We start from the raw sequence: 14,323 nt of genomic DNA on the forward strand, positions 1-14,323 counted from the left end.
CCACCACGCGCCCCGGAACCGCTGAGCAGCGATTCCGCACTGAAGTTGGTCACGAGAGCGCCGACCTACTCGCGCCGAACCGCCAGCGCGGCGCTGCCCCGCTCCTCGACGACGACGCGGAATGCGGAGACTGCCGAGTCCACGGCACCGCGCACGTGGCTCCCCGCCGCAGCCGAAGCGCGGAGGAAGTCGACGACCTCGAGCGTGATCTCCTCACCCGGGAGGACGTTCGGGATCCCTGGCGGGTAGGCGGCGAGCGAGTCGGCGGAGATGCGCCCGACCGCATCCGAGAACGACACCGTCTCGGCGTCAGCGAGGTATGCGGCGCGGGGGCGGATGCGCATGGCCCCTGGCCCCGGCATGGGCGGGATCGAGGAGGCCGAGTCGCCCGCCGCATCCGCGGACCGCGAGTCGGCGGCGCCTGCCGCGATCTCGGCGAGCGCGTCGAGCAGGACGCGCGTATCCGGCGTCTTGCCGATGCCGATGACCGCGACGATGCAGCTGACGGTCGCCATCTCGACCATCACGCCGTATTCGCGGGCGAGCCGCAGCCGCACGGTGTGCCCGTCGAGGCCAGTCGCACGGATGTCGAGCGGGATGCGGAAGGGGTCGATCGCGACGGTCGACGGGAAGCCCCCGAACGCGTCGGAGGCCACCGGGAAGCGGCCGTCGGCACGGAACATCGCCCTGGCGGCAAGCACGGCAGCGTGCGACTCCTCGAGCAGGTCGCGGCGCTCGACGAGGTCACGACGGTCGAGGTCGAGCGATGCGAGCAGCAAGGAGCTCTCGCTCGTGGATGCGGTCATGCGGTGGGCGCGCTCGACGTGCGGCTCGAGGGCTCGCGCGATGGGCCCGTGCCCGAGGTGGACGAGCGCGCTCTGCGAGAGCGAGGACGTGAGCTTGTGGGTGCTCGTCACGACGAGGTCGGCACCGAGCCGAACCGGGGAGTCCGGAAGCTCGGGAAGGAAGCCGAAGTGGGCACCCCAGGCGGCGTCGACGATGAGCGCGGCGCCGGCCTCGTGTGCGACCTCGGCGATGCCGGCGACATCGGCGACCGCGCCGAAGTAGCTCGGGGACACGATGTAGATGGCCGCAACGTCACCGCCGCCGGACGCCTGCCGCTCGGCGAGAGCTTCGGCGACCGAGTCGGGGGTGACGCCGTGGGCGATGCCGTGCTCGAGGTCGACCTCCGGCAGCACGAAGCTCGGCGAGGAGCCGCCGAGGATGATGCCGTCGACGAAGCTCGAGTGGGCGCTGCGCTGCATGAGCACCCCCTCGCCCAGCCCCCTGGCCGCGAGCGCGGCCATGCGGTTGCCCATCGAGGAGCCGCCGGTCAGGAACCAGGTCCTGGACGCGCCCCACGCGTCGGCGGCGAGCCGCTCGGCCTGCTCGCGGGGCGAGCCGTCACCGAGGTCGATGCCGTCGAGCAGGGGCGTCACGTCGAGTTCGAGGACGCGCTCGCCGAAGTACTCGGCCTGCCCGAGGCCGAGGCCGCTGGCGTCGGCGCCGTGCCCCGGGACCAGGAAGGCCGTCGAGTCGCGGGCAGCGTGCATCGCGAGCGCCGCCGCGTAGGGGGCGCCGGCCGTCTCGCGGCTCGCGGCGCTCGCCCCCATCTGGCTCTGTCCCTGCACGTCCACGCTCGCATTCGCCGCAGCTCCGCCGAAGGCGCCCGCTGCGTCGTCGAGGGCGAACGTGGGGAACTCAGGTGCGTGCGTCATCCCCCTATCGTGGCACCCCGGCTTCCAAGACAGAATGGCAGGTTGCCGGGGTCGCTTCAGTCCTAGACTGAAGCTATGTATGATCGCCGATCCGCGGACCTCCCCGACTTCCGCGGACTCGCGGCGTTCGACGCGGTGCTCGCGGCGGGCTCCGTCTCAGCCGCGGCGACGGCACTCGGCTGGAGCCACCCGACCGTCGACCACCACCTGAAGCGCCTCGAGCAGCAGGCGGGCACGAAGCTCCTCGAGCGCGGCCCTCGGGGAAGCGTGCCGACCGCGGCCGGCACCGTGTTCGCACCTCGGGCGAGGCAGCTGCTCGAGGGCGGACGCCGGGCATTCGCCGAGCTCGACGCCTGGCTCGACGACGAGCGACGCCTCGTCCGCTTCGGCATCTTCCCCACGCTCGGCGCCCTGGTCGTGCCCGGCATCCTGAGCCGCGCCGAACGAGAGCAGCTCAGCCTCGAGCTGACCCTCGACGAGTGCGAGCGCCTCGGCCGGCAGCTCGAGCAGGGGCGGCTCGACGCGGCGGTCCTGTTCCAGGCGTCGGACCTGCCGACGCCGTTGTCCCCCGAGATCACCACCACGCTCCTCTTCGCCGAGCCGCTCTTCCTCGCCGTGCCTCGCGAGCATCCGCTCGCGGCCGCCGAGCGCCGGCAGCCGGTCCGGGGATTCGGCGAGCTGCGCGACGACCGCTGGGCGTTCGGTGCCTCCGGTGGAGACACGCTCGACGAGGCGACCCGGGAACACTGCAGGAGGGCCGGGTTCGAAGCGAGCACGGGGATGCGCTCGGACGATTACCCCGCGATCCTCGGGATGATCGCCGCGGGGCAGCTCGTCGCCGTGGTCCCTGCCTCGGTGGCGAGCTGGCACGACGACGCGGTGGCATTCGTGCCCATCGATCCCGCGACGCTCACGCGTGAGGTGGTGCTCGCGACGCGCGAGGAGCCGCCGGCTGGCCTGCGCGCGGCCATCACGGAAGCGCTCGCGGACCTCCACTCCCCCACCTCCGCCACCTGATGGCGGCATCGACGCGGTGCCGCGCGTCACGGTCGGAAACCTCCCGAGCGCACACCCTAGGCTCGCTTTGTTCTGACAAATGACGGAAGGCGAACAGTGACCAGCAACGTTCCTGCACTTGGGCTCAACGACGGCACCACGATCCCCGCGATCGGCTTCGGCACCTACCCCCACGCGGGCGAGGACTCGGCAGGCCCCACTCGCGAGGCGCTTGCGCTCGGCTACCGGCTGCTCGACACCGCCATCAGCTACGACAACGAGGAAGCCGTCGGGCGCGGCATCCGCGCCTCCGAGGTGCCACGCTCCGAGATCGTCGTGACGAGCAAGATCCCCGGCCGCTTCCACGGCTACGACGAGACCCTCACGGGCTTCGACGAGTCGATCGCGCGCCTCGGGCTCGAGCAGCTCGACCTGCTCCTCATCCACTGGCCGCTGCCCCGCCTCGAGAAGTACGTCGACACCTGGCGGGCCCTGGTGCAGCTGCAGAAGGACGGCCGCGTGCGCTCCATCGGCGTCTCGAACTTCACACCGGAGCACCTCACGAGGATTGTCGAAGCGACCGGTGTCACACCCGCCGTCAACCAGATCGAGCTGCACCCGTTCTTCCCGCAGGCCGCGCTCCGCGCGTTCCACGCCGAGCACGGCATAGTGACGGAGGCGTGGAGCCCGCTCGGTCGCGGTGAGCTGCTCGAGCACCCGGTCGTCGCCGAGATCGCCGCCGCGCACGAGGTGTCGCCAGCGCAGGCGATTCTCCGCTGGCACGTCGAGCTCGGCTCGGTGCCGATCCCGAAGTCACGATCCACCGAGCGCCAGGCGAAGAACCTCGACATCTTCGACTTCCAGCTCGACCAGGCCGAGGTGGATGCGCTCACAGCCCTCGAGCGCGGACGCATCTGGGACCAGGATCCGGACACGCACGAGGAGTTCTAGGCGGGAGCTCTCGCGGGGAGCCCGCGGCGACACCTCTCGCCGGGAGCCCGAGGCGGGACCTCCCGGTGGAGCATCCTGCCGCCGCTGGCCAACTTCCGGGACGAGCCGCGGCCTCGGGCCGCGCCCGGCGCCAGCTGCGCACGCTCGTCACGCAAGTTGGCCAGCCCGAGGAGCGCGCCGGGTCGCCGGACCGCCTCGCTGCCGGAGACAGGTGTGGCCCGGTGCGGCTCATCTCACGATGGGCGGCACCGGGCCACGATGCTGCGCGCCGGCGCGACGCGCGGCGGACGCTAGAGCTGGCTGCCGCTGACCGCGAAGGTGTCGCAGGCGCCGGTGCCCTGCTCGTAGCCCGTGACGAACCAGTTCACGCGCTGCTCGCTCGTGCCGTGCGTGAACGACTCCGGGTTCACCTGGCCCTGCTGGCCCTGGATATGGTCGTCGCCGACGGCGGATGCTGCCGACAGGGCGACATCCACCTGCTCGCGTGTCGGCGGCTCGAGGAGCGTCACGCCGTCGGCAGTCTCGGTGGTCGCCGCGGCGCCCAGCCAGGAGCCGGCGAAGCAGTCGGCCTGCAGCTCGATGCGCACGCCGTCAGAGGTCGGCCCCGTGTCCGTGCGGTTCGTGGTGTCGAAGACACCCATCTGGTGCTGGATGTGGTGGCCCCACTCGTGCGCGACGACGTACATCTCCGCGAGCGGGCCCTCCTTGGCGCCCAGCTGCGAGGTGAGCAGCTGGAAGAACGACGTGTCGACGTACATGGACGAGTCGCCGGGGCAGTAGAACGGGCCGACCGCGTTGGACGCGGTGCCGCAGGCCGAGCTCGTCTGGCCTTCGTAGAGGATGAACCCGGGCCGCTCGTACGTGACGCCGACGGCCGCGCTCTCGGTCTCCCAGAAGTCGGCGAGCGAGTTCTGCACGCCGACCATGCGGCACTCGATCTGCGCGTTCGCGTCAGCACCGGTCTGGCAGGCTTCGAGGCCGGTGCCCTCGACCTGCTCCTGCGACTGCTGGCCCGTGTCGACGCCGCTGACGAGCCCCGTCAGGTCGACTCCGAGGAACTGCGAGGCGAGGAACGCCACGATGAGCAGGCCGATCGAGCCGCCGCCGATCGCGGCGGTCTTGGCCCCCCGGCCGCGCTTCTGCACGCCGCTCGTGTCGAGCTTCGCGTTCTCGTTGAAAGTCATGCGCGCAATCTACTCCGCTGGGCGGCCGGTCGGGGCGCTGATCGGCGAGCGTTCCCAAACCGAGGCCGAGCGGTGAGCGGATGCACACGCCGACTGCATCCGCTCGCCCTCGTTCACGGCGCCCGTGTGATGCGGGTCACTCCAGGATGCCGACGACCTTGGTCTGCGTCATGTCCTCGTAGGCGAACCGGACGCCTTCGCGCCCCATGCTCCCGTACTTGGCACCACCGAACGGCATCGCGTCGAAGCGGTAGTCGGAGGAGTCGTTGACCATGACGGCTCCGGCGTCGAGCTCTCGAGTCGCTCGCATCGCCGTCGCGAGACTGCCCGTGAAGACCGCAGCGTGCAGCGCGTACTCGGGCTCGTTGGCGAGATCGACGGCCTCCTCGAAGGTGGAGAAGGCCTCGATGACGACGATCGGCGCGAAGGCCTCCTCCGCCCACACGCATTGCTCGCGAGGGACGTCGGTGAGGACGGTCGGCGGGAAGATGTGCCCTTCGGCGCGACCGCCGAGAAGCAGCTCGGCCCCCGCGCGAACGGCGGCCTCGACCGCTTCCTCCGCCGATCGGGCGGCGGCGGTGCTGATCATCGGGCCCACGTCGGTCGTCTCCTGCCTGGGGTCGCCGAAGGTGAGCTCGGAGGCGGCGGCGACGAACGCCGTTCGGAAGCGCTCGACGATCGATTCGTGCACGATGATGCGCTGCGTGCCGATGCAGTTCTGCCCCGCTGCCCAGAACGATCCAGAGACGCAGCGCCCGATGGCGGCCTCGAGGTCGGCGTCAGCGAAGACGAGCACGGGCGCGTTGCCTCCCAGCTCCATGGCGACCTTCTTGATGCCGGCGGAGGCGGCGATCGCCTCACCCGTCCGGAACCCTCCCGTGAAGGACACCATGCGGACCTCCCTGGCCGAGACGAGCGCCTCCGACAGGCGACGGTCGCCGTGCACGGTGGTGATCACCTCCGCTGGAAGGCCCGCTTCGACGAGGAGGTCGACGAGGAGCCTGGCGGTCAGCGGCGTGAGCTGCGACGGCTTGAGGATGATGGAGTTCCCCCCGGCGATGGCGGGGCCGACCTTGTGCGCGACGAGGTTGAGCGCGTCGTTGTACGGCGTGATGGCGACGATGATGCCGAGCGGCTCCCGTGTGAACCATCCCGTTCGGGTCTCCTCGCCTTCGTAGGCGTCGAACGGGATCACCTCGCCCGCGTTGCTGCGGGCCTGGGCAGCCGAGAGCTTGAGGGTGTTCTGGCAGCGCGAGACCTCCTTGCGCGCCTGGCGAATGGTCTTCCCGGCCTCCGCGACGATGAGGTCGGCGACGGCTTCCGACCGGTCACGGAGGAGGTCGGCGGCGCGCTCGAGGACGCTCGCTCGGTCATGCCGCGACAGGCACTTGGCGACGAGGCTGCCCGCCCGCGCTCGGGCCAGGATCTCGGGGAGGTCTTCTGCGAGGTGCTGCCTGACCCCGCCGACGACGGCTCCATCGGCGGGGCTCGTGACGACGAGCTCCTCCCCCCGGGCCGCGAGCGTGCGGTGCTCCCTCGAGAGCGACGACAGGGCGGTCACAGCGTCGCCCCGAACAGCCCGACGAGCTCATCTTCGGGGGCGACGCGCTGCGATGCCGCCCTGTCGATGGCGACGAGGTCGGAGATCAGCGCGTACGCCGTCTCCACTCGACCTGCTCCTGGCCCGGCCACGGTGACCTGGCCGAGCAGGTCCGTCGTGAACGTCACGGCGTTGGTCGGGCCGGCGATGCCGGCGAGTGGATGCTCCGCGCTGAGCGCGACGGGCCGCACGCGCGCCTCCACCCCGCCCTCTGCGGTGCGCGTCGCCGAGCCGACGAGCTTCCACCTGAGACCCTGCGCCGCGGCTTCCACGATGTCCGCATCGGTGATGCCGGAGATCCCCTCCGTGACGACCTCGGTCGTCGGCACGTCGACACCGAGGACCTGCTGCGCGAGGATGGCGACCTTGAGCCGCACATCCGACCCTTCGATGTCCGCGGTCGGGTCGGCTTCCGCGTACCCGAGCTGCTGCGCTTCAGCGATCGCGGCTTCGAGCGAGACGCCCGCCTCGCGGCGTCCGAGGACGTAGTTGCTCGTGCCGTTGAGGATGCCCTCGACGGAGGTCACGGTGAGCGCAGGGAGCATCTGCTGCGCGAACCGGAGGATCGGGGTTCCGCTGAGCACGGAGCCCTCGAACTCGAACGCCAGCCCTCGCGTCGCCGCGAGCGCACTGAGCGACGCGGCGTGGAGGGCCACCGGCCCCTTGTTCGTCGTCGTGACGTGCTTGCCGGATTCCAGTGCCCACCTGACGTGGGAGGCCGCGGGCTCTCCGTCGCTCGGGTTCGTGAAGGTGGCCTCGACGACGATGTCCGCCGTGCATCCCTGGATGACCTCTCGGTTGTTCGGTTCTGCCGACCCGCCTGGCAGTCCCCCGAAATCGGAGCCGCGGGGCAGCGCGAGGACATGTTCGAGGTCGATTCCGCCCGGCTGCACCAGCGATCCGAAGGCGAGGTCGGTGATGGCGACGACTCTGAGGGTGAAGCCGAGCTGGGCGGTCAGGCGTGCAGCGTCGTTGCTGATGATCTCTGCGAGGGCTCGGCTGACGCCGCCGAACCCGATGAGGGCCAGATCGTAATTTCTCACGGTGTCTCCTTGTGTGTTCTAGGTGCCCTCAGCCTGGGTTGCAGTGGCGGCAGCGCGATGCTGTCTTTTCGCTGCTCGTGGCTGCCGTTCTGCTCGCCTCGCTGCCCATGTGCCTGACGCGGGTTCGGACTCTTGCGTCGGCGCAGTTCGTCGGGATACTTGGGAATTACCTCCAGAGGATGCAATATAGGCATCAACGCGTGGCTATGTTGCACACTGCTCCTCGACCGCGACACAGAACTCAAAGGTGAGCCCATGTCCCCCTCAACGCACGAAGAGCTGCCCAACTCGCTCCCGCACACGACGTCGACCCAAGTTCCCCTGCGCAAGCTGCAGCGATCCATGGGCGCGCGTCACCTCGTCATGATCGCGCTCGGCGGAGTCATCGGCTCTGGCCTGTTCCTGAGCTCCGGCTACACGATCTCGCAGGCTGGCCCCCTCGGCGCCGTCCTCGCCTACGGCATCGGCGCCGTCGTCGTCTACCTCGTGATGACCTGCCTGGGCGAGCTGGCCGTCGCCTACCCGGTCTCGGGCGCCTTCCACATCTACGCGGCCCGGAGCATCAACCCCGCGACCGGGTTCACGACAGCATGGCTCTACTGGCTCTGCTGGGCCGTCGCCCTCGGCTCCGAGTTCACCGCCGCCGGGATCCTCATGCAGCGGTGGTTCCCGGGCGTCGACGTCTGGATCTGGTGCCTGGTGTTCGCCGCCGCGCTCTTCGGCATGAACGCCATCTCGGCGCGCGTGTTCGGGGAGTCGGAGTTCTGGTTCTCGATCGTCAAGGTCGCAGCCATCGTCGTGCTCATCATCCTCGGCGGCGCGGCCATCGTCGGCTTCGCCCCGTTCGGTGGCCCAGCCGCCGAGCACGGCCCAGTGTTCTTCACGAACTTCGAGACGCCGGATGGCCTCTTCCCGACCGGGATCTCCGGGGTGCTGGTGACCGCCCTCGCCGTCTTCTACGCCTTCAGCGGCTCCGAGCTGATCGGCGTCGCGGCCGGCGAGACGAAGGACCCGGCGAAGAACATCCCGCGTGCGCTCAAGTCGACCGTGCTGCGCCTCGTCATCTTCTTCATCGGCGCCATCACGGTCATCGCGGCCATCGTCCCGTACGAGGAGACCGGCGTGACCGACAGCCCGTTCGTGACCGTTTTCGAGTACATCGGCATCCCGTTCGCCGCCGACATCATGAACTTCGTCATCATCACGGCGCTGCTCTCCGCCGGCAACAGCGGACTCTTCTCCTGCGCGCGGATGCTCTTCTCCCTCGCCGAGGAGGGGCACGCCCCACGCGCATTCACGAAGCTCACCCGGCGAGGCATCCCCCTCACGGCCCTCAGCGTCAGCATGCTCGGCGGGCTCGCCTCGCTCATCTCGAGCGTCATGGCGCCCGAGACGGTCTATCTCGTCCTCGTCTCCGTCGCAGGCTTCGCCGTCGTCGCCGTCTGGATGTCGATCGTCGCGTCCCAGTTCTTCCACAGGAGGAAGTTCGTCCGGGCCGGCGGCGACGTCAGCACCCTGGCCTACCGGACCCCGCTCTACCCGTTCGTCCCGATCCTCGCGTTCGCGCTCCTCAGCATCTCGATCGTGGCGATCGCGTTCGACCCGAACCAGATCGCCGCACTGTACTTCGGCGTGCCCTTCGTCATCGCCTGCTACGTCGTCTTCTGGTGGCGGTACACGCGCCGGGGCGCGAAGCCGGCGCTCCTCGTCGACGAGGAAGCTGCGTCCGCCCCAGCTGAGCAGCTGGACGCACCGAGGAGCCACACGTCATGACCACCGCGATGACGGCGGAGCCGGTCTGGGTTGAGATCAACCTCGACGCCATCCACCACAACCTTCGGGAGATCAAGCGAGAGCTCGCCGGCAACAGCACGCTCTGCGTCGTGCTGAAGTCCGACGCCTACGGGCACGGCATCGATCTCGTCGGCCCCGTCGTCATCGCCCACGACATCGAGATGCTCGGCATCTCGAGGAACCGTGAAGCCGCCCAACTCCGCGCCCTTGGCTTCACGGGGCGTCTCCTGCGGCTGCGTTCAGCGCAGCCGCAGGAGATGCAGGCGGGCACGGCGTGGATGATCGAGGAATGGATCGGCGGGTTCCCCCAGGCGACCGCCGCGTCGGCCGTCGCCGTCGCCGCTGGACGGAGCATCCCGGTGCACCTCTCCATCAACTCATCCGGGATCTCACGTGACGGCGTCGACGTCTCCCGGGACGCGGGACTGGCTGAGCTGCGCGCGCTCGCCTCGCTCCCAGGGCTCGACGTGCGCGGCGTCGCGACGCACTTCCCTCAAGAGGATGCGGACGACGTCCGGGCTGGCACGGCACGGTTCGTCGCCGAATCCGAGGTCATCCGCGCGACCCTCGCGCAGCGAGGCGCGCGTTCGCCGATCGACCGGCACTGCGCCACCTCCTTCGCCGCGTTCATGGTCCCGGAGTCGAGACTCGACCTCGTGCGGATCGGCGCGGCACTCTACGGCGACACGGCCGCCGACCCGAAGCGGTTCCGGACGGCGATGGCGCTCAAGTCGCGCGTCGCGGCCGTCAACGGCTACTCGCGCGGCGAGAGCGTGGGCTACAACCGCGCACATGCACTCGCGAGGGACTCCGTCCTCGCCACGGTTCCGGTGGGATACGGCGACGGCTACCCCCGCGACCTGAGCGGTCGAGCCGAAGTCCTCATCCGCGGCAAGCGGGCTCCCGTCATCGACCTGCTCGCCATGAACTGCCTCACCATCGACGTCACGGAGGTGCACGGCGTGTTCCCCGGTGACGAGGTGGTCCTCTACGGCAGGCAGGGCGGTGAGGAAGTGACCGGCGCCGACCTGGAGCTCGCGCACGGGCACCTCGCCGCCGACCTCTACACGGCGTGGGGAAGAATGCTCCCGCGGAAGGCAACGGGTGCGCACGCCCTGGAGCGTGCCACGACGCTAGGCTGAAACGTCACGATCACCGAGTTGCCCAGCAGCCCCACGAGACGGGAGCCTCGCATGCACCAGCAGTCGTCGCTCTCCCAGGGCCTGCAGCTGCTCGCCGCGGCGACGCAGCGCGAGGCGACGGGACGCAGCGCGTTCACCGTCTCGAGGCTGGCCGACCACACGGGGCTCGAACGCAGCCGGGTCTCGCGACTCACTCAGGAGCTCGTCCAGCTGGGCATGCTCGAGAAGAACAGGGACCTCGCCTTCCGGCCGGGCCCCCGTCACTTCGAAGTGGCCGCAGCACGCCAGATGCCGTGGCTCCGGGAGGCACGTCGAGAGCTCCGCGGGCTCGTCTCCGCGTTCCAGGTGGATGCCCGCATCTCGGCGTCGCTCGGTGACCGGGCCCTGCTCCTCAGGTTCGAGTCGCCCGCGTCCGGCGCCAGCACCTCCGTCCGCCCGGGGATGGTGACGCCGATCTGGTGCACGGGAGCCGGCAGGGCGCTGCTCTGGGATGCGTCGACCGATCAGCTCCAGGCGCTGCTCGGGAACGCACAGTTCGTCGGAGTCGGCGGCCCGAGAGCCCCCTACTCGATCACGGAGCTCTCCGAACGACTGACTCGCGATCGCGCGACCGGACACATCGACGCGTTCGAGGAGTTCGAGCACGGGACCTCCGACCTGGCTGCTCCGATTCGCGGCGAGGAAGGGGCCATCGTCGCCGCCCTGAGCTGTGTGTCGCGGGCGCTCCCGGAGACGGCCCAGCCGCGTCTCATCGCGGCCATGGCGGCGGCGGCCGATCGCCTCAGCGCGCTCGCCGACTCCTGAGCAGCGAGCGGATGCGCGCGGGAGCGCGCGACGCTCAGTGCGCTGGAGCGGCGAGAATCGTGGACAGCGTCAGGGCGGAGTCCCGAACGGCCGCACCCAGCTCTGCCGTCTTCGGGCGCAGCCGTTCGCGCGTGCCGACGATCTGCACGGCGGCGACCACCTCGCCCCGGAAGTCGTACACCGGAGCACCCACGGAGTACAGGCCCGGTTCGGCCTCCTCATCCACGATCGAGTAGCCGCGCTCGCGCGCAGCCGCGAGCCTCGCCAGGAACTCCTCGAGGCTGGCCGCGGCGTTCGGGCCCGCGGCCCGGAACTCGGTCGCGGCGAGCACCGCGGCGATCTCGTCGTCGGTGGCATCCCACAGCACCCCCTGCCCCGCGTCCGAGCAGAACGCGGGGTAGGGGCGCCCCAGCCATGACCCGATCATGCGCGCGGCCGTCGGGAGCGCCTCCACGATCGTCACCGTGCTGTCACCGCTCAGCACGCCGATGAAGCAGGCCTCGCGCGTCCTCTCGGCGAGCTCCTCGAGCAGCGTGAGTCCGTCGGTCTGGAGGCGACGATCGGTGAGCTCCTGAGCGGTGGCGTAGCCCCGCCAGCCGAGCTGGTAGCTCCGGTCCTCGAGCCTCGTGACCGCCCCTTCCTCCGTGAGGAACTTGAGCGTCCGAGACACCTGCGAGCGGTCACGCTCGAGCATCGCCGCGACCTGCGCGACGGTCGCCCGGTGCGGCGCCACGCTCGTGAGGTCGGCGAGGGTCGTGAGCACGTCCAGCGCACGCCCCATGCTCGAGTTGGAGTCCACGCGGCCAGCCTAGCGACGCTCAGTGGATGGCGAAGACGCGCGCCGGGAATCCGCTGCCGCCCAGGGGCTTGGGCCACGTCGCGACCACAGCCGCCCCCGCCGCTGGGACGCGGTCGAGGTGCGCCATGAGCTCGATCTGCCAGCGGTCCTGCTCCAGCAGATACCGCTCGAGACTGAAGTCGCCCACCGAGGTCGCGGAGCCCGGGTCGGTGTCGGTCTGCTCGTGGCCGACCGCCGCGACATCACGCTGGGTGACCAGGAACGTCAGCACCTCGCGACTCCATCCAGGCACGTGGCTGACCCCGTCGGCGCTCGCGTTCGCCATGGCCGACGCGTCAGGCCACCGCGTGCTCCAGTCGGTGCGCAGCGCGACGAAGGATCGAGCGGGGATCCTCCCGTGCTCGCTCTCCCAGAGCTCGATGTCCTGCAGCGTCGGGGTCGCATCGGGGTCGACTGCGGCACGCGCGCTGATATCGAGCACGACCAGCGGAAGGATCATCTCCGCGACGGGCAGCTCATCGAGGCTGCGTCCGCCCTGCGCGAAGTGCGAGGGCGGGTCGACGTGCGTGCCCCACTGGCCGATGATCGAGTACCGGTGGGCCGTGAAGCCATCGCCGCGGTCGAGGGAGAAGATCTCCCTCCGCTCCTCGTCGGGGAATGCAGGGAAGCGCGGCTGGCCGACATTGAAGGCGTGCGTGAGGTCCGTGAACGTGCGGCCGAGCATGGCCGAACGCAGCTGGGGCCACAGATCGCTGCGGGCGGCAGGAGGCTCGTCTCTGGCGCGCGAGACGAGCGTCACGCCCTCGGTGACCTCGATGACCGGAACCTCCCACGGATGGACCTCGACGAGGCGCTCGAGGATCTCCGTGAGCCGGTGAGAGCCCAGCTCGCTCTCGACGTGGGTCGTCACGGCGAGCGTCGGTGAGATGGTGCGCTCTCCGGCGGATCCGAGCGTCGGCTGAGCCCCTGGGCCGACGGTGAAGCCCTCGAAGCCGATCGAGACCTCCGTCACCGTCTTGTAGTCGCCGAAGTCCCCGACCTCCGGGAACGACGAGAGGGCCTCTCTCAGGGGTCGTACGTCTGGGCTGTCTGCGAAGACCGCGGCGTTGCCAGCGACGACCTCGGCGAACGTCTCCGGCTGCACGGGCCAGTAGATCCGGATCCTGCTTCGAACCGTCGTGCTGAGAACCATGGTGTTCCTCTCCTGTGACGCGCCATCGCGTCATTCTCGTCCCGCGCCCATGCCATATAACCACGCGAGAATGCTAATGTCACACTCAAAGAGGGAGCAGACAATGACGATGCGACCACGCGACGACATCGACGCGCAGCTGCTGCGCGAACTCACGAAGAACGCGCGAACCCCGCTGGTGACCCTCGGCAACAAGGTGCGGCTCTCCAGGAACGCCGTCAAGCAGCGCATCGAGCGACTCGAGCGCGACGGCGTCATCGAGGGCTACACGCTGGTCCGGGGACATGACGCCGGCAGCCAGGACACCCCGATCTCGGCGGTGCTGTTCGTGTACCGCTCCGACCGCATGCGCGGCTCCGACGTGCTCGCTGCCCTCGCGCAGGTCCCCGAGGTCACCAGGTGCGACATCCTGACGGGCGACTACGACCTGTTCGTCCTGCTCGAAGCGCGATCGGTCGAGCGCATCAAAGAGGTCTGGGAGAGCATCGCCGCGATTCCCGGAGTCTCGGACACCGTCACGTCGCTCTCGCTCTCCACCGCCATCCGCCGCCCTCCCCCAGCACCTGCCGGACACACGCCGCCGCCCATCGCTGATGCGTGATGGGCGGCGGAAGGCCAGTCGGACGGGCGCTACGCGTCGATGCCGGCCGCTTCGAGCGCCGCGAGCAGCGTCGGCAGCCAGGCGAGCGCCGCGTCGCTCGCCGTCTGGCGCGAGCTGGCGTCGTGGCGACCGTACTCGCCGACGCGCTGCGCGCCGAGCTCCGTCATGAGCCGGTCGATGTGCTCGCTCCCCTGGCTGTAGGTGTCCGAGTAGGTGGTGTCACCCATCCCGAACATGCCGTAGCGGTACCCGTCGAGCGCGGGACGGATGGCGTCGAGCTCCTCCCAGAAGGGCAGGGCACCGCTCGGGAGTTCCCCGTCGCCGTGCGTCGAGCAGACGAAGAGGTAGAAGGTGCCTTCCTCGAGCTCTTCCGGCTCGAAGACCGACATGTCCTCGACCATGACGTCGCGGTCCGGCATGGCGTCGGCGAGGTCGCCGGCCACGAGCTCGGCGTTGCCCGACTCGGTGCCGTAGAGGATGACAATGCTCATGTGCTGCT

Annotated in this window: 13 protein-coding genes; 6 read left to right on the top strand and 7 right to left on the bottom strand. The window is 70.0% G+C overall.

Annotated elements, in window-relative coordinates; translation table 11 throughout:
- Positions 1 to 65 precede the first annotated feature (65 nt).
- Entirely contained in the window at positions 66 to 1,718 is a 1,653-nt protein-coding gene (locus C5E06_RS17995) for an aminotransferase class I/II-fold pyridoxal phosphate-dependent enzyme (RefSeq protein ID WP_258067763.1), read from the bottom strand.
- A 75-nt stretch (positions 1,719 to 1,793) separates the two neighbouring features.
- Here C5E06_RS17995 and C5E06_RS18000 point away from each other — a divergent pair, with 75 nt between their 5' ends.
- Both C5E06_RS18000 and C5E06_RS18005 read left to right on the top strand, forming a co-directional pair.
- Complete coding sequence (locus C5E06_RS18000; protein ID WP_104240209.1) at positions 1,794 to 2,735, top strand: LysR family transcriptional regulator; 942 nt, start codon at positions 1,794 to 1,796, stop codon at positions 2,733 to 2,735.
- Positions 2,736 to 2,831: 96 nt separating this feature from the next.
- The gene (locus tag C5E06_RS18005) at positions 2,832 to 3,665 is read left to right on the top strand and encodes an aldo/keto reductase (protein WP_104307774.1); all 834 of its coding nucleotides are present in this window, start codon (positions 2,832 to 2,834) and stop codon (positions 3,663 to 3,665) included.
- Positions 3,666 to 3,955: 290 nt separating this feature from the next.
- On the opposite strand, the gene C5E06_RS18010 is transcribed toward C5E06_RS18005, so the two are convergent.
- From C5E06_RS18010 to C5E06_RS18020, 3 genes are all read right to left on the bottom strand, one after another.
- Positions 3,956 to 4,849 carry a neutral zinc metallopeptidase gene (locus tag C5E06_RS18010; protein WP_104240207.1) on the bottom strand — a complete coding sequence of 298 codons (894 nt, stop codon included), beginning with the start codon at positions 4,847 to 4,849 and terminating at the stop codon, positions 3,956 to 3,958.
- A gap of 136 nt (positions 4,850 to 4,985) precedes the next feature.
- Positions 4,986 to 6,410 carry an aldehyde dehydrogenase family protein gene (locus tag C5E06_RS18015; RefSeq protein ID WP_308471442.1) on the bottom strand — a complete coding sequence of 475 codons (1,425 nt, stop codon included), beginning with the start codon at positions 6,408 to 6,410 and terminating at the stop codon, positions 4,986 to 4,988.
- Positions 6,407 to 7,492 (bottom strand): homoserine dehydrogenase, encoded by a 1,086-nt coding sequence (locus C5E06_RS18020; protein WP_104307775.1) that lies wholly within the window; start codon positions 7,490 to 7,492, stop codon positions 6,407 to 6,409. The genes C5E06_RS18015 and C5E06_RS18020 overlap by 4 nt, the downstream gene beginning before the upstream one ends.
- A 255-nt stretch (positions 7,493 to 7,747) precedes the next feature.
- Here C5E06_RS18020 and C5E06_RS18025 point away from each other — a divergent pair, with 255 nt between their 5' ends.
- The 3 genes from C5E06_RS18025 to C5E06_RS18035 are packed head-to-tail and all read left to right on the top strand — an operon-like array spanning position 7,748 to position 11,232.
- Positions 7,748 to 9,265, top strand: coding sequence for an amino acid permease (locus C5E06_RS18025; protein ID WP_374953248.1), 1,518 nt, complete (start codon positions 7,748 to 7,750; stop codon positions 9,263 to 9,265).
- Positions 9,262 to 10,428, top strand: coding sequence for an alanine racemase (alr, locus tag C5E06_RS18030; protein ID WP_104307776.1), 1,167 nt, complete (start codon positions 9,262 to 9,264; stop codon positions 10,426 to 10,428). The genes C5E06_RS18025 and alr overlap by 4 nt, the downstream gene beginning before the upstream one ends.
- Positions 10,429 to 10,479: 51 nt before the next feature.
- A complete protein-coding gene (locus tag C5E06_RS18035) occupies positions 10,480 to 11,232 on the top strand; it encodes an IclR family transcriptional regulator (RefSeq protein ID WP_104307777.1) in 753 nt (250 codons plus the stop codon).
- A 34-nt stretch (positions 11,233 to 11,266) separates the two neighbouring features.
- On the opposite strand, the gene C5E06_RS18040 is transcribed toward C5E06_RS18035, so the two are convergent.
- A complete protein-coding gene (locus tag C5E06_RS18040; protein WP_258064903.1) occupies positions 11,267 to 12,031 on the bottom strand; it encodes an IclR family transcriptional regulator in 765 nt (254 codons plus the stop codon).
- A 19-nt stretch (positions 12,032 to 12,050) separates the two neighbouring features.
- Positions 12,051 to 12,755, bottom strand: a complete 705-nt coding sequence (locus C5E06_RS18045; RefSeq protein WP_104307806.1) for a cyclase family protein — start codon at positions 12,753 to 12,755, stop codon at positions 12,051 to 12,053.
- A gap of 571 nt (positions 12,756 to 13,326) precedes the next feature.
- Between C5E06_RS18045 and C5E06_RS18050 the strand changes: the two genes are divergently transcribed.
- The gene (locus C5E06_RS18050) at positions 13,327 to 13,824 is read left to right on the top strand and encodes an Lrp/AsnC family transcriptional regulator (RefSeq protein WP_104240203.1); all 498 of its coding nucleotides are present in this window, start codon (positions 13,327 to 13,329) and stop codon (positions 13,822 to 13,824) included.
- 29 nt (positions 13,825 to 13,853) lie between these two features.
- Here C5E06_RS18050 and C5E06_RS18055 read toward each other — a convergent pair whose 3' ends face one another.
- Positions 13,854 to 14,315 (bottom strand): flavodoxin domain-containing protein, encoded by a 462-nt coding sequence (locus tag C5E06_RS18055; RefSeq protein WP_104240202.1) that lies wholly within the window; start codon positions 14,313 to 14,315, stop codon positions 13,854 to 13,856.
- Positions 14,316 to 14,323: the final 8 nt, after the last annotated feature.

Source organism: Pseudoclavibacter sp. RFBI5 (assembly GCF_002931395.1).
GTDB lineage: Bacteria > Actinomycetota > Actinomycetes > Actinomycetales > Microbacteriaceae > Pseudoclavibacter.

What these genes read in the sequence shown, in the direction of transcription:
- C5E06_RS18035 (WP_104307777.1), top strand. Translation starts at nt 10,480, where the DNA reads ATGCACCAGCAGTCGTCGCTCTCCCAGGGCCTGCAGCTGCTCGCCGCG.
- alr (WP_104307776.1), top strand. Translation starts at nt 9,262, where the DNA reads ATGACCACCGCGATGACGGCGGAGCCGGTCTGGGTTGAGATCAACCTC.
- C5E06_RS18000 (WP_104240209.1), top strand. Translation starts at nt 1,794, where the DNA reads ATGTATGATCGCCGATCCGCGGACCTCCCCGACTTCCGCGGACTCGCG.
- C5E06_RS17995 (WP_258067763.1), bottom strand. Translation starts at nt 1,718, where the DNA reads ATGACGCACGCACCTGAGTTCCCCACGTTCGCCCTCGACGACGCAGCG.
- C5E06_RS18055 (WP_104240202.1), bottom strand. Translation starts at nt 14,315, where the DNA reads ATGAGCATTGTCATCCTCTACGGCACCGAGTCGGGCAACGCCGAGCTC.
- C5E06_RS18050 (WP_104240203.1), top strand. Translation starts at nt 13,327, where the DNA reads ATGACGATGCGACCACGCGACGACATCGACGCGCAGCTGCTGCGCGAA.
- C5E06_RS18045 (WP_104307806.1), bottom strand. Translation starts at nt 12,755, where the DNA reads ATGCTCGGCCGCACGTTCACGGACCTCACGCACGCCTTCAATGTCGGC.
- C5E06_RS18010 (WP_104240207.1), bottom strand. Translation starts at nt 4,849, where the DNA reads ATGACTTTCAACGAGAACGCGAAGCTCGACACGAGCGGCGTGCAGAAG.
- C5E06_RS18025 (WP_374953248.1), top strand. Translation starts at nt 7,748, where the DNA reads ATGTCCCCCTCAACGCACGAAGAGCTGCCCAACTCGCTCCCGCACACG.